This is a genomic window from Pyrinomonas sp., assembly GCF_040289685.1.
In the GTDB taxonomy this organism is placed as follows: domain Bacteria; phylum Acidobacteriota; class Blastocatellia; order Pyrinomonadales; family Pyrinomonadaceae; genus Pyrinomonas.
This window is the reverse complement of record NZ_PSLQ01000055.1, coordinates 6,121-24,138: the sequence shown is the minus strand read 5'-3', so window position 1 is coordinate 24,138 and position 18,018 is coordinate 6,121. Positions and strand designations below refer to the sequence as shown.

General features: G+C 60.5%; 14 protein-coding genes. 5 read left to right on the top strand and 9 right to left on the bottom strand.

Annotated features, from left to right (window positions below; translation table 11 throughout):
• The 4 genes from C4334_RS11495 to C4334_RS11480 all read right to left on the bottom strand — a co-directional run.
• The coding region (locus C4334_RS11495) for an efflux RND transporter permease subunit (protein ID WP_352432230.1) at positions 1–2,802 on the bottom strand (2,802 nt) is incomplete at its 3' end.
• A gap of 66 nt (positions 2,803–2,868) precedes the next feature.
• Positions 2,869–4,125: an efflux RND transporter periplasmic adaptor subunit gene (locus tag C4334_RS11490; protein WP_352432229.1), complete on the bottom strand. Its 1,257-nt coding sequence runs from the start codon at positions 4,123–4,125 to the stop codon at positions 2,869–2,871.
• 9 nt (positions 4,126–4,134) lie between these two features.
• Positions 4,135–4,968, bottom strand: coding sequence for a TetR/AcrR family transcriptional regulator (locus tag C4334_RS11485; RefSeq protein WP_352432228.1), 834 nt, complete (start codon positions 4,966–4,968; stop codon positions 4,135–4,137).
• Between the two features lie 152 nt (positions 4,969–5,120).
• On the bottom strand, positions 5,121–6,509 hold the full coding sequence (locus tag C4334_RS11480) for an NAD-dependent succinate-semialdehyde dehydrogenase (RefSeq protein ID WP_352432227.1): 1,389 nt from the start codon (positions 6,507–6,509) through the stop codon (positions 5,121–5,123).
• A gap of 540 nt (positions 6,510–7,049) precedes the next feature.
• Between C4334_RS11480 and C4334_RS11475 the strand changes: the two genes are divergently transcribed.
• From C4334_RS11475 to C4334_RS11455, 5 genes are all read left to right on the top strand, one after another.
• Positions 7,050–7,406 carry a hypothetical protein gene (locus tag C4334_RS11475; protein ID WP_352432226.1) on the top strand — a complete coding sequence of 119 codons (357 nt, stop codon included), beginning with the start codon at positions 7,050–7,052 and terminating at the stop codon, positions 7,404–7,406.
• 29 nt (positions 7,407–7,435) lie between these two features.
• Positions 7,436–7,894, top strand: a complete 459-nt coding sequence (locus C4334_RS11470) for a phage holin family protein (protein WP_352432225.1) — start codon at positions 7,436–7,438, stop codon at positions 7,892–7,894.
• Positions 7,867–8,508: a hypothetical protein gene (locus C4334_RS11465; protein WP_352432224.1), complete on the top strand. Its 642-nt coding sequence runs from the start codon at positions 7,867–7,869 to the stop codon at positions 8,506–8,508. Before C4334_RS11470 ends, C4334_RS11465 begins: the two co-directional genes overlap by 28 nt.
• A gap of 411 nt (positions 8,509–8,919) precedes the next feature.
• The gene (locus C4334_RS11460) at positions 8,920–11,241 is read left to right on the top strand and encodes an ATP-dependent helicase (RefSeq protein WP_352432223.1); all 2,322 of its coding nucleotides are present in this window, start codon (positions 8,920–8,922) and stop codon (positions 11,239–11,241) included.
• A gap of 341 nt (positions 11,242–11,582) precedes the next feature.
• On the top strand, positions 11,583–12,344 hold the full coding sequence (locus C4334_RS11455) for a YIP1 family protein (protein WP_352432222.1): 762 nt from the start codon (positions 11,583–11,585) through the stop codon (positions 12,342–12,344).
• Between the two features lie 101 nt (positions 12,345–12,445).
• Here the strand turns inward: C4334_RS11455 and C4334_RS11450 are convergent, their stop codons facing one another.
• The 5 genes from C4334_RS11450 to C4334_RS11430 all read right to left on the bottom strand — a co-directional run.
• A complete protein-coding gene (locus tag C4334_RS11450) occupies positions 12,446–13,711 on the bottom strand; it encodes an ABC transporter permease (RefSeq protein ID WP_352432221.1) in 1,266 nt (421 codons plus the stop codon).
• 6 nt (positions 13,712–13,717) lie between these two features.
• Positions 13,718–14,959 (bottom strand): ABC transporter permease, encoded by a 1,242-nt coding sequence (locus C4334_RS11445; protein ID WP_352432220.1) that lies wholly within the window; start codon positions 14,957–14,959, stop codon positions 13,718–13,720.
• A 182-nt stretch (positions 14,960–15,141) separates the two neighbouring features.
• Positions 15,142–16,389 carry an ABC transporter permease gene (locus C4334_RS11440; RefSeq protein ID WP_352432219.1) on the bottom strand — a complete coding sequence of 416 codons (1,248 nt, stop codon included), beginning with the start codon at positions 16,387–16,389 and terminating at the stop codon, positions 15,142–15,144.
• 71 nt (positions 16,390–16,460) lie between these two features.
• On the bottom strand, positions 16,461–17,708 hold the full coding sequence (locus C4334_RS11435) for an ABC transporter permease (protein ID WP_352432218.1): 1,248 nt from the start codon (positions 17,706–17,708) through the stop codon (positions 16,461–16,463).
• Positions 17,709–17,777: 69 nt separating this feature from the next.
• Positions 17,778–18,018, bottom strand: a 241-nt coding sequence (locus tag C4334_RS11430; RefSeq protein WP_352432217.1) for an ATP-binding cassette domain-containing protein, incomplete at its 5' end; no start/stop codon positions are given.

The window sequence follows — 18,018 nt, the reverse complement described above, 5'->3', positions numbered from 1 at the left end:
CGAGATGATGCCTAACGGCACGGCGAGCGGCAACGTCAGCAGGATCGTCACCGGATGGATGAAGGATTCAAACTGCGCCGCCAAGACCATGTACATGAAGATGAACGAGAGCAAGAAGGCGAGAGCGAAGTAGAATCCAGCGCGACCGAGTTCTTTGGACCGCCCAGCCAAGCCGGTCGTGTAACCCGGCTCGAGGTTCATCTCGCGCACGAAGCGGTTCAATTGCTCGATCACCGCCGCTTGCGACCCGCCGGGACGCACGTTGGCCGTCAAAGTCACTTGACGCTGACGATTCAAACGTTCGATCGAAGACGGCCCTGTGCCCTCCTGCAATCGCACGACTTGATCGAGCGTGACGTAGCCGAGCTTGGTCGAAGGGACGACCATGTTGCGAAGCGCTTCGGGCGTGGCGCGCGCTGGTCCGATGGCGCGCACTTCGACGTCGTACTGTTCGGTTCCCTCGTTGAAGGTCGAGACCTTCTGCCCGGCGACGAGCGTGTTCAGCGCTTGCGCGATGTCGCCGACGCGCACGCCGAGATCGGACGCACGCGCGCGATCGACGCTGACGCGCAGCTCAGGTTTGCCGACGTTGAAGGTGGTATCCGTATCGACCACGTCCGGAATGGTCTTCATCTTCTCAAGCAAGGCTTGCGAATAGTCTCGCAGCTTGTTGAGATCGGGACCGCTGATGACGTATTGGATATCGGCGTTGCGAAAACCGCCGCCCGAAATAGCCGAGACTTGCTGCACGCTGGCGCGAAGGTCTTTCGGATACTTCTTCAGCAGTTCGCGCGCGCGTTCCATCAACTCGATCTGCGAGAGCTTCCGCTCTTCAATGGGCGTCAACTTAACGTAGATCGAAGCGCTGTTGGCGATCTGTTGCTGCCCGCCGCCGACCGTGGTCAGCGTATCGGTCACGCCAGGAAGCTCGCGCAGTTCGCGCGCGATCCGTTCGGCGATCGTCGCCGTCGCCGCCGGCGTCGAACCTTCCGGCGCGCGCAAAGTGACCTCGAACTGCGACTGGTCATCCACAGGCAAGAAGTTCTTGCCGATACGCGCAAAGAGCGGGAAAATGCTTAAGATCACCGCTACGCTCAGCAGAACGACCACCCAGCGATGGGCTAGCGACCACTGAAGCAAGCGCGTGTAGGTGCGATCGATGGCGCGGAAAAAGCGCGATTCTTTTGATGTGTGAACGTGCGGCAGCGCATCATCAGCGGAGAGCGGGCCGTTGGAATAGGTCTCAGCCAGTTTCTCGCTCTCGCGCGCCTCGCGCTCGGCAGGTGCTGGCGCGTCGGGCGACGTTTCGTCCGCTCCCGTTTCGGGACGGCGCAAAAGTCGCGCCGACAGCATCGGCGTCAAGGTGAAAGAGACGAGCAAGCTCACCGCAATGGCGAACGAAGCGGTGAAACCAAATGACGACATGAAGCGCCCGACGATGCCGCGCATGAATCCGACCGGGACGAAGACGGCCAGCAGCGAAAGCGTCGTCGCCATCACCGCCAGTCCGATCTCGCGCGTCGCCTCGATCGCCGCTTGAAACGGCGCCATCCCCTTCTCTTCGATGAAGCGGTAGATGTTCTCCAGAACGACGATGGCGTCATCGATCACGATGCCGACCATCAAAGTCAAAGCGAGCATCGTGATCTGATTGAGCGTGTAACCCATCGCGGCCATCAATCCAAAAGTCGCAATGATCGAGGTTGGGATGGCAATGGCCGCGATGATCGTCGAGCGGATGTTCCACAAAAAGAGGAAGACGACGATGGCAGCAAGGATGCCGCCTTCGATCAAGTGCGTTTCGATCGATTTGACCGCCGCTTTGATGAAGATCGATTGATCGCCGACGATCTCCGTGCGCACGTCAGGCGGCAGCGTCGGCGCGATCTCGGCCAAACGCTCTTTGACGGCCTCTGCTACGGCGACCGTGTTCTGCCCCGACTGCTTGGAGACGATCAACGACACAGCTGGCTGGCCGTTGAGCAACGCGAGCGAACGTTGCTCTTCGGTGCCGTCCTCGGCGTAACCGATGTCGCTCAGCTTCACCGGATAGGAGCCGCGCGTGACGATCGCGATGTTGTTGAAATCCGCCGGCGTGCGCAGACGTCCCGCCGTGCGCACGACCAGCTCGCGCGCTCCCTCGTCTATGCGCCCGCCCGGAAGCTCGATGTTCTGCAAACGGATGGCGTTGGCGACGTCGATCGGCGTGACCCCATATGCGCGCATCTTCTCCGGATCGACTCGAATGTTGATCTGTCGCCGAGCGCCGCCGACGATCTGCACTTGGCCGACGCCGTTGACCGACTCGATCTTCTTCTTGATCTGCTTGTCGGCGATCTCGGTCACCTCACGCAAAGAGCGCGGAGCCGAGACGGCGATGCGCAGTATGGGCGCGGCGTCGGTGTCGAGCTTTTGCACGACGGGCGCTTTCGCCGTCTCCGGCAGGTTCGGGATGACGAGATTCACCTTGTCGCGTACTTCTTGCGCCGCAACGTCGGCGTTCTTCTCCAACAAGAAGGTGATGTAAACTTGCGAAACGCCTTCCACCGATGCCGAGCGCAGTTCATCAATGCCGCTGATGGTGTTGACCGCTTCCTCGATCTTATCCGTGATCTCGGTTTCGATCTCCTCGGGCGAGGCGCCCGGATTGACGACCGTCACCGTGATGGTCGGGAAATCTATCTTCGGAAAGAGATCGACGCCCAACGAAAAGAAGGAGAAGATGCCGACCACCGTCAGCGACAAGATCAACATCGTCGCAAAGACGGGCCGTCGAACGCATATTTCCGCTAGCTTCTGCATGGCACTTGACCCAAAACGCGCCCGGCTCGATAAATCGAAAGCGAGCGGGCGCCTAAAAGCGCGCGCTCACTGCCTGACCGGCATGCCGTCGCGCAGCTTATCGAGATTGCTGGTCGCCACCAGTTCGTCGGCGGCGACGCCATTCTTCACTTCCACAAGATCGCCTTCCGTCTGGCCCAGTTGCACGACGCGCTCTTCGGCGCGCCCATCCTTGATGACGAAGATGCGGTTGATGCCCCCCTCGGCGCGCACGGCCCGCTGCGGAATGAGCACCGCCGGTTGAGACTCAGGCAGCAAGATGCGCACCGTCGCAAACTGACCCGGCTTCAACAAACCTTCGCCGTTTTCGATTTCGGCTTCGACGATCAACGTGCGCGAGGCGGCGTTCAAACTGGGCGATAGACGCACCACGCGACCGCTGAAGTTTCGATCCGGATAAGAAGCGACGTTGACCGAAACGCTCTGCCCCGGGCGCACGGCGCCGAGCGATCGTTCCGGAATCTCGATGCGCACGCGCATCGGATTGGTGCGCACGATGGTCGCGATCTTCGACGAAGGAGTGACGTATTCGCCGATGTCCGCCGGTCGGTCGGCGACGTAGCCGCTGATCGGCGCCACCACCACCGCGTCACGTATGGCTTTGCGCGCTTGTTCGACCTGCGCTGCGGCGGCTTCGGCAGCCGCGCGCGCCGTCTGCACGGCGGCGTAGGCTTGCCGCGCCTGTGCGAGCGCGGCTTGGTATTGCTCGCGCAACTGATCGCGCTGCGCGCGCTGCTGGTCATATGAAGCGCGCGAGACGTCGCCCGATTCGACGAGTCGTTCGTAACGGCGCAGTTGCTTTTCGGCCAGATCCAACGCCGCGCGCGCCGCTTGCACCTCGGCGACGCGCGCCGGATCGAACGGCTGACCGGGACGAAGACCGATTCGCTCTTCCGCTTGTCGGACGTTGGCGCGCGCTTGTTCGAGCTGCGCTTCAGCCTGCTCCAAGCGCAGACGCGAATCCGCGTCTTCAAGTCGTACGAGCACGGCGCCGCGCGTGACGTAGCTGCCGAGATCGACAGCCACTGTCGCGACGCGACCAGCGACGTTCGGTGCGACGTCCGTCTGCTCGTCGGCGGCGAGCGATGCGGTCGCTTCGATGAAACGGGGCAACGCACGTTGAATGGCCGCTGCGGTGGTCACTTCGACTGGCGTCGGCGAAGGCAACGGCGCGCGGTTCTCGTTCTTTGATTCGGCTTGCGACCCTCGGCAACCGCTCAGCCCGCACGTGCCGAAAAGAAGAAGGAGCGCAAGGGCCAAAGAATGAATGGGTTCAAATCGCATTGCTCGTCCTCATCTTAATCCATCGTTCGCTGCTGAGGTGGACTGATTTTTACGCTTCAATGTGCGTTGCTGTTTCCGTTTTTTTGAACTTTCTCTCTCCGGACGCACTTTCTCGCTGCGCATCGCGCTTGATTCGGCGCCCTTTGACGTTTTCGCCGAAGCAGCGATCCCCTCAAAGAGCACGGTCGTGTAGTCGCGTGCCGCCCGCTCCGTGCTGATGCGAAACAAAGAGCGCTCCGGATCGAAGATCAGATCGACCAAAGAGCGGTGCATGATCATCCCGATAAAAGCGCTGCCGATCAGATGCGGATGAAGATCGGACCGGATCGCGCCTGCGCGCTGCTGCTCCTGTACGTGCGCGCGCATGAAATTAGCCATCGGCAGCACCTGTTGCTCCCAAAAGAGGCGGAAGAATTCACGCCCCTCCAGCGCTGAGTAGAGCAACAGGCGCAAGAACTCAACATCCTGCTCGTGGCATTCGAGGAAGTGGCGCGCCAAGTCCATGAAGAAGCGCCGTTCATCGGCGGCGCCCTCCACTGAGGTGGCAAAGGCAACCATGCCAGTCTTGGCATCGAATTGCCCGCAGGCCTGCGCCGGCCCGGCAGAGCAAGCTTTGGCGTCGATGATCGCGCGGTAAAGGTCCTGTTTGGTGGCGAAATGGCGAAAGATCATCGCTTCGGAAACGCCCGCCGCCTGCGCGATTTCGCGCGTCGTCGTGCCGCGAAACCCGCGCTCGGCGAACAGTCGCGTGGCCACACGCACGATCTGCGCGCGCCGTTCTTCGCCAGACATGCGCGTCGTTGAGCGCGGCGACGCTTTCGGTTCGGTCCGCTCGGTTTGCATCGAGCCTCTTCCCCCCTCCAAAAGTAAGTGCTTACTTACCAACATCCGCCGCCTTTGTCAAGCTGACTCCCGCTCGGTCGTCCGCGTTAGCCTGAGCGAGGCGTCGAGCGGCCACCGGTGGCGCGCGTCAGTGGAGGTCCTGCAGGCTGGCCTCACTCGGCGCGGCTCGTGCCGCTCGCTCCGATCCAAACCGTCTTGATGTTGACGAACTCGCGGATGCCGAAGACGCTCAACTCGCGCCCGTAACCAGAGCGCTTGACGCCGCCGAACGGCAGGCGCGGGTCGGAAGCGACCATGCCGTTGATGAAGACCAACCCTGCTTCAAGCTCCTCGATGAAGCGCTCGCGCTCCTTTTCGTCGCGCGTCCACGCGCTGCTTCCCAGACCGAAACTCGTTTCGTTCGCCAGGCGAAGCGCGTCATCCACGTCGCGCGCGCGAAAGAGCATGGCAACGGGACCGAAAACCTCCTCGCAACGTGCGGGCGCCATCTCAGGGATGTCGGCGAGCACCGTCGGTGCATAGAAGAAGCCTGGGCGATTGAGCCGTCGTCCGCCGGTGAGCAATCGCGCGCCGGCAGCGATCGTCCTTTCGACCTGCGTGACCACCGTCTCGAGTTGATCCTGTGTGGCGAGCGGGCCGACTTCTGTTTCCGGGTCCAGCGGATCGCCCACTTTCAAGCCCTCCATCGCGGCGACGAACCGCCGCTCGAATTCGGCATAAACTTCTTGATGCACGATGAAGCGTTTGGCCGCGATGCAAGATTGACCGTTATTGATGGTACGGGCGCGCACAGCCGTTTTCACTGCTTCGTCCAAGTCAGCGCTCGGCATAACAATGAACGGATCGCTCCCGCCCAGTTCAAGCACGGTCTTCTTGATCTCGCTGCCAGCGATGGCGGCCACGCTCGCGCCAGCGCCCTCGCTGCCAGTCAACGTAGCGGCGACCACACGCCGATCTCGCAAGATCTTCTCCACGGCGCGCGACTCGACGAGCAGCGTCTGAAAGACGCCTTTGGGGAAACCGGCTCGCTCGAAGATGCGCTCAATAGCCAGCGCGCACTGAGGCACATTCGAAGCGTGTTTGAGAAGAGCGACGTTGCCGGCCATGAGCGCTGGCGCGGCGAAACGAAAGACCTGCCAAAAGGGGAAATTCCACGGCATGATGGCAAGCACAGGGCCCAACGGCTGGTAGCGCACGAAGCTACGCGCGGCGTTGGTTGCGACCTCTTCGTCGGCGAGGAAACGAGCGGCGTTCTCGGCGTAGTAACGACACGCCCACGCGCACTTTTCAACCTCTTCAACGGCAGCCTTCAATAGCTTGCCCATTTCGGTCGTCATCAGGCGGGCGAAGTCCTCCTTCTCCGCTTCGAGTATGGCAGCGGCGCGGTACATCTTCGCGCCGCGATCTGCGAGATCCGTCCGGCGATAAGACCGGAAAGCTTCCGCTGCCGCGCGCAGACACGCCTCTACCTCTTCGTCGGAAAAGGGTGTGAAAGATCGCAAAGTTTCGCCCGTCGTTGGGTTGGTGCTCTTGATCGCCATCTTGAACCTCCCTTGAAAGAAATCGCCCCGGAAATCGCTTCGACGGCGGGAACCTCCAGCCTCCGCCGCCGTTTTTTCCAAGCGCCGGCGCGCTCTCCAAACGAGTATAGCGCGTCAGCATTCCTCAAGCATCTTCCCTTCTCCCGCTCTCCCCAACGGCGGGCGGTTGTCGCGGCCCATCTGTAAGCTAATCTCGCCCAAACCAAGTTGGACTTTCGTTTTGAAAAGATCGGGTTTGTCGCGGCCCATTTGTAAGCTGATCGCCGCTCGTCGCTCGTTCTTCGCTTTTGGCGGAAAGGCTTTTCGGCTGAACGGTGCCCGATTCGGCGCTGTACTGTAACTGTGCTCGTGCGCCAAAGGCGCGTGTACAATTTTGCAACAAAAGGCGCGGTTGCGCCTCCACGCGAACAGTTCTTTGCTTGGCCGCAGCGAGAGCGGAGCGAACGGCACATGGTTTGCTCTTACAGTTTTTCGAGCGTCGTTCACATATAAAGAATCGTACGTTCAAACGACTTCGGATCGAAAAGGAGATCAAAAACCATGTCACAGAACAGAGATGACGCGGTCAATTACGGCTATGGACCGGCCAGCGGGTCGAGCGAAAGCTCTTACTCAACGACTGGATCGAGCAGCGACACTTCGCTTACCAGTCAAGCGCGCGAACAAGCGCAGCACATCGGTCAAAAGGTCGCCACAGCCGCGACACAAGCCAAGGAGTACATCTCCGAGAAAGCCACAGTCGTCGGCGAGAAGATCAAAGGCTTGCAGAACACGGACATCCGCGAAGTGGCGGAGAACGCCAAGTCTTATGCGCGTCAGAACCCTGGGCAAGCCCTGTTGATCTCGGCGGCAGCTGGATTCCTGCTCGGCTTGCTTTTGCGCGGCGGACGTCGGTAAAACGCCGGACGCGAAAGGAGGGCCCGACCATGGCTGAACTGGAACGCAGCGCCACCGGAGCAGCGCCGGCATTGAAACATCACGCCGACTTGGAGAGTCTGCCGGCTTTATTCGGACGTTTGGGCGACGATGTCGTCAAACTGCTCGATACCAAGATAAGCCTGCTTCGCGTGGAACTTCGCGAGGAGATTGCGGCATATGTTCGCGGCCTTGTTCTTTTCGCCTTTGGAGCGTGCATTGCCCTCATCGGCGTGGTGCTGCTGAGCACGGCGCTGGCTTTCTTCATCTCCAGCATGTTCACCGGCATTGAGCCACCGAACCACTATGCGCTCGGCTTCTTGCTCACCGGCGCGTTGCTTGCCATCATTGGCGGTGGCATCGCGCTGACAATGAAGAGGCGGCTGGCCGCGCAGAGCGTGGTGCCGAGGCAAAGCCTAGAGGAGTTGAGGAAGGACAAACAATGGCTCAAGAGAGAGATTCAATCGTAGCGCGAACGGCGCCCGGTGAACTAACCAAAGAGGAACTGCAACGGCGCATGGAAGAGACGCGCGAATCCATCGCCCACACCGTCGAGGAGATCAAGGATAACGTGGCAACACAATACCAACAGGTCAAGGAGGCGCTCGATTGGCGCGAACAATTCCGTCGCCGCCCATTGGCGTTCACTGCCGGAGCTTTCGGCGTCGGCTTTCTGCTCGGTTACAGCATCGGCGGGAGCTTGACTTCTGGCGAAGAGGAAAGCTGGGACACGAGAGGCGTCGCCACCCCCTATGAAAAGGCTTACATGGCCCCGGCGGCGGAATCCGAAAAACCTAGCGTCGTCGAGCGACTCAAGGAGTCACGCGCCTATGCGCGTTTGCAGGAGGAGATCTCCAACATAGGCGAGCGCGCAGTGGAACAGCTGGCGACCACGGCGCAAACCGTCGTGCTGCCGCTGTTGTTCGCCAAGGTGGGAGAGATCATCGGACTCGATCTTTCAGGTCGAAAAAAAGAGCCTGAAAAACAGCCGGAACCGTCGGCACGCGCCGCTTCCGCCGCCGCGAGCACCGAGGCAGCGACCAGCGCACAGAGCACAAGGAGCGGCGGATACGGTTCCGCTTGAAACATTTTTGCGGCCAACGAGGCCGCAAGCTAGAGCAAGGGGGAACAAGGGGATGTGATTAAAAGGCAGTCCTTATGGACTGCGAACGAGCTAGGGTTAGGGCTGCTGTAAGCACACCGCACTCTGTGCGGTGTGCTTTCTCGCTTTCAGCGGGCCTTTTCTGGCAGACCTCTCGGCATCGCTTCGGACTAACACCGATGACTTTCAACCTGCCGACCAGCGAGGTCCAAAACGGTTCGATTCACGCTTTCCGGTCTTGGTGTGCTATGCTCGGCTTTCGGATTTCGTTTGCTCTTAGCGTGGTGGGAGCACCGCTTTGGGCCGAAGGTTCCTCGGCGCACAGCGCTAGAGCTTTGGGGGCCGTAAAAGAGCCGCTTCCGCCATTGTTTGAAGAGTCTACACGTTTCGCTCATGGATCTGCTCTCATCGCTCAATCAAGCTCAACGCGAAGCTGTGACCGCAACCGATGGTCCGGTTCTTGTTTTGGCCGGGGCCGGGTCGGGCAAAACGCGCGTCATCGCCCACCGCATCGCTTATCTGATCGCCGAACGCGGCATACCACCGGCGAACATCTTGGCCGTGACCTTCACCAATAAAGCAGCCGAGGAGATGCGTGAGCGCGTCGAGCAACTGCTGCGCGGCACGCCTTTGCCAAGCGCACCGCTGATCTCGACCTTTCACAGCTTGTGTGTGCGTATCCTTCGCCGGGACATCGAAGCGCTTGGCGAAGGCTACACGCGCGACTTCACGATTTACGATCAAGACGATTCCGTCCGTTTAGTGAAGAACTGTTTGCGGGAACTAGGCTACGACGAACAGCGTTTGAACGCTCGCTCCGTCCAATCGGCCATCAGTCACGCTAAAAACAGCGGTTTGGATGCCGAAATGTACGCCGCCCGCGTGGAACCGAACGACGAACGACGCGCTGCCATTGCGCGCGCGTTTCGCCTGTACGATGAGCGCTTACGCAGTAACAACGCGCTCGATTTCGATGACCTCCTGATCAAAACGGTACGTCTTTTGCGCCGCGCGGACCAAGTGCGCGAGCGCTACAACGACCGCTTCCGCTACATTCTCGTCGATGAGTACCAAGACACAAACGCGCTGCAGTTTGCGCTTATCCACCTGCTTACCGAACGGCAGCAGAACATCTGCGTTGTCGGCGATGAAGATCAATCGATCTACCGCTGGCGCGGCGCGGACATCACGAACATCCTGAATTTCGAGCAGCACTACAAAGACGCGCGCGTCATTCGACTCGAACAGAACTACCGCTCGACGCAGAACATCCTCGACGCCGCAAGCCACGTCGTCAGTCACAACACGGAGCGCAAAGGAAAGCGTTTGTGGACGTCGAATCCAGCGGGCGACAAGCTTCGTTATTACCAAGCGCCCGATGGTGAAACGGAAGCTCGTTTCGTCGCGGCCAAGATCGAAGAGCATTTGGCGAGCGACCCGCAAACGCGCATCGCCGTGCTCTACCGTACCAACGCACAATCGCGCTTGTTCGAAGAAGCGCTGCGGCGCTTGGGGATCAGCTATCAGATCGTCGGCGGGTTTTCGTTCTACGAACGCGCCGAAGTGCGCGACATCATCGCTTACCTGAAGCTCGCCCTCAATCCGCACGACTCCATCGCGCTGCAGCGCGTCATCAATACGCCGCCGCGCGGCATCGGGCGTCAGACTGTGGACGAGATCGAAAGGCGCGCGCGCGATTACGGCATCTCGCACTGGGAGACGATCGCCATCATGACGGGACAGAGTGATGGTCTCGCGCCACGCGCAGTCGCCGCGTTGCGCTCCTTTCAGCAGATCATCATGCGGCTCGTCGCGCTCGCGCAACAGGCTCCAGCATCCGAGGTGGTCAAGGCAGCCATTCTCGACACCGGCTACGAACAAGCTCTTAAGTTGGAGAATAGCGAAGAAGCGGACGCGCGTCTTGCTAACCTACAGGAGCTGGTCAACGCCGCCGTCGAATACGATGCGCAAAAGGGCGACGGGCTTCGCGCCTTTCTCGACGCGGCGGCGCTCATCTCCGATGCTGATCAATACCAGCGCGATGCGCGCGTCACGCTCATGACCATGCACGCAGCTAAGGGTTTGGAGTTTCCCATCGTCTTCATCGTCGGTCTCGAAGACGGCCTCTTTCCGCACGCGCGCGCGGCGACGGATCGCGCCGAACTCGAAGAGGAAAGGCGTCTGTGCTACGTGGCCATCACGCGCGCGCAGCAAACGCTCTACCTCACGCACGCGATGCGACGGCGCGTCTACGGCGAAGAGATGGCGTCCGAGCCGTCGCAATTCCTCAACGAGCTGCCGCTTGATTTGATCGAAGACCTTTCGCGTGGGCGTTCTTGGCTGAGCTTCGCGCGCAGCGCGACTGCGCTCGAAAACCGACACGCGGCAGATGTCCTGCGCGGTCAGAGGCAAACGGGGTCGCGCCGCTACGCGGGCAAGACGTACGATTCGGTTGAATCCATCGCCGAATTCTTCCGCCAACGGGGCAAAGCATCGAGCGCCCCGCCTCGCCCGACAAAAGAACGCGCGGCCCCGAACTCTTCCGACCAAGAGCAAGGCTTCATGCCCGGAACGCACGTTCGCCATCCCAAATACGGGCGTGGCCTCGTCCTCAAACGCGAAGGGACAGGGGATTCGGCCAAGATCATCGTTAGCTTTCCCGGCTACGGTCAGAAGAAACTCATCGAAAAGTTCGCTCAGTTGGAAAAAGCCTGACGAAGTATTTCGCTCCGCAATAACTTGTACGTAGCGCCGAGGGTGAATTCGTTGGGGGGGACCTGACTGAAATCTGACTGAAACATCTCGCTTCGCACTGAAACGAAAGCGCGTCCGGTCGCAGCAAGGACTGACAGGACCGATCCGCCAACCGGTCGCAGCCATCTCCCAAACACAGCTCGGGGATCGCCGACGACGCCGTTTAGCGCGCTCTGCCGCGCGAGCTTTTCCGAACAGCGGCGTTGATGATAAGCTCCCGCTTCTTTGGCGCTCGCGTCTAGCTGTTTAATCGCGGCGAGCGTTGCGCCCTTCCCTAGGGAACCTTCTCTGAGGAGACAGAAATGAACGAGCAAAGAGACGCGACAAACGAGACGATGTCCACGGCGGAAACGCTCAGCGCGATCTTCTTCGAGCCGACGCAAACGTTCGACTCGCTGCGCGAGCGCCCGCGCCTTTTTGCCGCGACCTTGATCGTCATCGCCGCCGCGACGCTCTACAACGCTTTGCTCATCCAACGAATAGGCTATGAGAACCTCGTTCGCCGAAGCGTGGAAGAGGCCCCACGCCTCAGCGCCATGCGACAAGAGGAGAAAGAGCAGATCATCCAGCAGCAGTTAGAGAAGTCGGTCTTCAAGTATTTGAACTACGCTTCGCCAGCCATCGTCGTCGTCGTTCTCCTCATCGTCGGCGCGGCGCTCTATCTCGCCGGTGCATTGGCGATGGGCGGGAAGATGAACTACCGACAAGCATTCTCCGTCTACGTCTATTCGAGTTTGCCGCCCGTGGTTCTGAAGACGATCGCCGACGCGGTGACGCTCTTCCTCCAAGCGCCTGAGGAGATCGATCTGGCACAAGCGCGCAGAGGGCTTGCGCGCACCAACCTCGGCTTTCTCGTAGATGCGACGGCGCACCCGGTGTTGGCGACGTTGCTGGGCGTGATCGATCTTTTCGGTTTCTACGGGCTGTATCTGGCCGCCATCGGCATGGGACGGGTCGGTCGTCTTTCGCCTGCCGCACGATGGGGCGTGGTGTTGACGATCTGGCTCCTAGGCGTAGCGCTGCGCGTCCTTTTTGCGCTTCTGGCGGGGACGCCGATGGCCTGAGCGCTAGCCGAAGACTTCGCCCATCACTCGCCGTCGTTTGTCGCGGGCGTCCTGTGCTGGTTCGCAATGTCGCCAGCACACGAGCGTTGACCGAAGTGCTGTTACTCGTAGCGAAGCGCCTCCACTGGGTCGAGCCGTGCCGCTTTCCAAGCAGGCCACAGACCGAAGACCAGCCCGATTCCCACCGAGGCGAGCACGCCGACGATCGGCGCCCACAAAGGCACGTAGGATGGCAAGAAGAGGCGCACGATGAAGGAAGTGGCCCAGCCGAGCAGCAGACCGATCGCGCCGCCCAGCCCTGTAAGCGTTGCCGCTTCGATCAGAAACTGCCACAAGATGTCACGTCGACGCGCGCCGATGGCTTTGCGCGTGCCGATCTCTCGGGTCCGCTCGGTCACCGACACGAGCATGATGTTCATCACGCCGATGCCGCCGACCATCAGACCGACCGAAGAGATAGCGATCATGGCGATGGCGACGCCCGCAGTTAACGCGCGAAACTGCTGGACAATTGACTCAGCCGTTTCAATGCTGAAGTTGTTCGGCGCATCGAACGGCACTTGTCGCCGTCGTCGCAGCAGATCTGTGATGTCGTCTTTGGCTCGATCCAAGTAACCGGCGCGCGCCACCGCGAGGATGAAGACATCGTCGGCGTTCGGCTTGAGTTTGCGCGCGACGGTGTAAGGAACGTAGATGACGTTGTTGACGTCGTTGCTCCCTTCGCCGGCACCGAATTGTTCGCGTTTGGCGAGCACGCCGACGACGCGAAACTCGCGACCGCCGATCTCGATCCGTTCTCCGAGCGGCGATTCATAAGGGAAGAAATTGTCCGCGACGCTCGAGCCGATGACGCAGACGGGCTGATTCGTCTCGTTCTCGTAGGCGTTGAAGAAGCGCCCTTCGGAGATCGTTTCAACCCCCGCCCGCTCGTAGTCCGGCAACGTCCCCTCGAGCCGCACGGCGGCTGATGTCTTGCCCGCGCGCTTGACCAACAGGCGCTGCCCGAAGAAGTTGTTCGTGATGTTCAAAAACGGCACGGAGACTTCCACCGTCGGCAGTTGCGCGATAGCCATCGCGTCTTCGTAGGTGAGGTTGGGGCGCATTCGTTCTTCGCGCGTCGGCGCGCTGGTTCGGATTCCGACATCGAACTTGTAGATGAAGATCGATCGGATGCCGAACGACTCCACCTCTTTTTTCACGGCGAGATCGATGCCGCTGATCAACGCCGAGATGCCGATCACGGTCCAGACGCCGATTACGACGCCGACCACTGTCAGCGCCGAACGGAGCTTGTGCGCACGAAGCGTGGCGAACGCCATGCGCAAGTTTTCGTAGAAACTGCCGCCGCTGCGAAAGAAATTGATCATTGCCGCTCAATCGGCGCGCAAAGACTCGATCGGATCGAGGCGCGCCGCACGCCAAGCAGGAAAGATGCCGGCTGCGATGCCGACGCCGCCGGAGACGAGAATCGCAACCGATACGGCGAGCAACGACAACCGCGTCTGAAAGAAATAGATGCTGACCGCTTGGCTCAACAACCAAGCAAGCCCGATGCCGATGATGCCGCCAATGGCCGAAAGCGTGACGGCTTCGACTAAAAACTGTTTGAGAATGTCGCTTCGGCGCGCGCCCACCGCTTTGCGGATGCCGATCTCTCGGGTCCGCTCGGTCACCGACACGAGCATGATGTTCATGATGACGATGCCGCCGACGACGAGCGCAATCGAAGGCACGGCGATGGCGACGATGAAGATCGGGCCGAAGATTCGATCGCGTGCGCTTATGATGATCTCCGGCGTGATGATGCTGAAGTTGTCTTCTTCGTCGGCTCTCAATCCGCGCCGCAAGCGCAACGCAGCCCGCGCCTCTTCAACTGCATCGTTGAAGAGTTCGTCCGACACCGCCTTGCCCGTGAAAGAGAGCCACCGGTTGCGGACGGGTGGACCGAAGGTCCGAATGTAAGTCCTGATCGGAATCGTGATAGACGTATCGACCGGCGGGCGTCCAAAAGTAAAGCCGAAGCGCGCTTGCACGCCGACGACGCGAAAGGGAACGCCGCGGATGTAGATCTCTTTACCGACAGCAGATTCATACGGAAACAACTTCGCAGCGATATCGGCGCCGATGAAGGCGACGCGCGCCCCCACTTCGTTCTCCATTTCGGAAAAGTAGCGCCCTTCGGCGATGTCGGTCTGTTCGATCTCAACGAAATTTGGCGTTGCGCCCCAGACGGGAATGGCCTCGAGCGCTTCGCCGCCGCGTTTGACCTGCACGCTGGTGGGCGCCACGCGCGCCCCAAGGTGTTCGGTCAATTGCAAGCGCGCGCGTAGGTACTCGTATTCTTCCAGCGTCAACTCAGGCTTGCGGCGCTGCGCGGCTGCAAGCGTGTCAGTATCCTTGAAATCGTTGAAGAAATCGAAACGAAAAATGCTGTAGGACTTCGACCCGATGTTGGCGATCTTCTCATCAACGTAAGCATTGAATCCTTGAATCAAGGCGACGATGACGACCACTGCCGTCACCCCGATGATCATCCCGAGCAACGTTAGGAAAGAACGGAGCTTGTGCGCCCAAACGGCTCTTAGCGCGACTTTCAGCGTCTCGTAGAGGTTCACGATCCCTTGAAGCTCCTCGTCCGGCAACGACGCCTCGACTCAAAACTCTATTACGCTTGCGCGCGCCATTTGGTTGCACGCGAGAGCGCCTTTTTGTCGCAAGCTTCGCGCTTCACGCACTGCGTGACTGATTCCCGCCTCTCTTCCGGTTCGCCACAGGCGCGCGGCCCAGCTCTTCAAGCTCACTCGTAACGAAGAGCTTCCACCGGATCGAGCCGCGCCGCTTTCCACGCCGGCCACAAGCCGAAGAAGAGACCGACCATGCCGGAAACCCCTAAGCCGAGCGCGATGGCCCACAGCGGCACGTATGCGGGCAACGGGGAGTAACGGTTCACAACGAGGCTGGCGATCTCGCCGACGGTCAATCCGGCCACGCCGCCGACAAGCGTCAACGCGATGGCTTCGATGAGAAATTGCGTCAAGATATCGCGTCGGCGCGCGCCCACCGCTTTGCGGATGCCGATCTCTCGGGTCCGCTCGGTCACTGATACGAGCATGATGTTCATCACGCCTATTCCGCCGATCATCAAAGCGACGAACGAAATGGCCGTCAACACCAGCGCCGTCGCACCGGTCAGTTGATTGTAGAAATCGAGCAGGCTATCTTGAGTCGAAACGCCGAAGTTGTTCGGCGCGCCCGCTGGAACTTGGCGGCGTCGCCGCAAGATGTCCGTGATCTCTTCCACCGCTTTGGGCACGTCGGCTCGCGTGCGCGGACGCACGATGATGAAGAAAAGGACCTCCGGAAACGGGGCTTCCGCTCCGCCGTAGTACTTGTCGAAAGTAGAGAGCGGAATGAAGACGGCATTATCGCGTGATTGACCGAAGAAGTTGCCCAAAGACTCCATGATGCCGACGACGCGAAAAGGACGGCCTTCGATCCGCACCTCTTTGTCGAGCGGGTCCTCCGCAGGGAAGAGGGCACGAACGACATCTTGCGCTAGGACACAGACGTTGCTCCGTTCGCTCAAATCGTACTCCGTGATGAATCGCCCGCGTCCGACGTACTGCGAGAGCGTGAACTCATAGGACGGCGTGACGCCGTACAGTATGGGCGTATCGGTTTGACGCTCGGCGCGACGAATGCTGGCGGCGAGCTTGCGTTTGATCGGTGCCACGCCCACCACCGAACGCGCCTCGCGCTCGATGGCGGCGGCATCCTCCACGGTCAAATCCTTGCGCTGTCGCTCTTCGGCTGTAGGCGGACGACCGAAGCTCGGATCGAACTTCGAGATGAAGATGGTGTTCGACCCCAACGATTCGATCTGCTCGGCAAAGGCGCGATTGAGCCCCTGAATGATCGAGACCATGAAGATGACCGTCACGACGCCGATGGCGACGCCAAGCACAGTGAGCGACGAACGAAGCTTGTTGGCGCGCAAAGCATCGAGCGCGATCGACAAGGACTCTGTGAAACGATCCCAAAGCATCCTTTATTCAGCAGCTCCCCCCCCATCTGCTCTTCGAACACAACTCACGATCGCTTCAAACAAAGCAGCGCTTATTCGGCGCGCAAAGCTTCCACCGGATCGAGCCGCGCTGCTTTCCACGCCGGCCATAGGCCGCTGGCGACGCCAACTGCCGAAGAGACGCCGACGCCGAGCACGGCTGACCACACGCTGACTAACACGGGGAAGCCTAACGCCAGCGCGAGCGCGTAGGCCGCGCCGAATCCCACGCCGACGCCGACGGCACCGCCAATGGCCGTCAACGTGACGGCCTCGATGAGAAATTGCGTCAAGATATCGCGCCGACGCGCGCCCACCGCTTTGCGGATGCCGATCTCTCGGGTCCGCTCGGTCACCGACACGAGCATGATGTTCATCACGACGATGCCGCCAACGACAAGCGAAATAGCCGCCACACCGATCGTCACGAGGTAGATGTTCGACGTCGCTTTTTGATAGAGATCGAGGAAGACGTCCTGTGTTTCGAGGGCGAAACCATCGTCTTCGTCGAGAAAAGTCCTGCCGCGACGGTTGCGCATGATAGTGCGCACTTCATCCTTGGTCGCTTCCAAGTCCTCGGCGCTTCGCGCTTGCACGAAGATGACAATGGACGCGCGCGCGTTGAAGACTCGCCGGTAGGCTTCATACGGGATGTAGATGAAATTATCCCGCGAAAAGCCGAAGATGCTTCCCAGCCTTTCGGCTACGCCGATGATTTCAAAGGGCTGTCCGGCGATGCGCAACGTGCGCCCGAGCGCCTCTTCTGGCGATGCGCCGCCGAACAGGTTGGCGAGGATATCGGCACCGACGACGCAGACGTGGCGCGCTGCTGCCCCTTCAGCGTCGGTCCATGTGCGTCCAGCAGCGAGGTTGACGTCATCGATGGCGAACATCGAGAGGCTGATGCCGCGCACGAGGACGTTCTCTGATTTTTGGTCGCCGTACTTGACAAGCGCGTTCGCGCTGTTGGCCGCGATCCCGATGCGCCAGCAGGAGCTGCAGGCGCGCGCAAGCGCCTCGGCGTCCTCTTCGGTGACATCTTTGCGTTTGTTGAAACGGACGAGGTCTTCGCGCGAGAGGATGACCATCGGGCGTTTGGAGACGCTGAACACGGTCGAGCCTTGTGAAGAGAACGTATTGGCGACCGTTTGGTCCAGCCCCTTGATGATCGTCACCACCGTGATCACAGCGGCGACGCCGACGATGATGCCGAGAAGCGTCAAAAAAGTGCGCAGCTTGTTGGCGCGCAAACTCGATAGCGCGAGACGAAAAGCTTCTCCGAATAGAGCCGTCAACCGCATGAAACGTTGCCGCGCGTGCCGCTTGCCCCGCCCGCGCCGAGCGACGACCGAAGCGCTCGCGCGTGCCGCTTATTTGACCCGTTCGTCCTTTTCGATCCGTCCGTCGCGTATGGAGATGATCCGATGCGCACGCGCGGCGACCTCCGGCTCGTGTGTGACGACGATGATCGTATTCCCTTCAGCATGCAGGCGCTCGAAGAGGTTCATGATCTCGCGGCTCGTCGCAGTATCGAGCGCGCCCGTCGGCTCGTCGGCGAGCAGGATCGATGGATGGTTGACGAGCGCGCGTGCGATCGCCACGCGCTGCCGC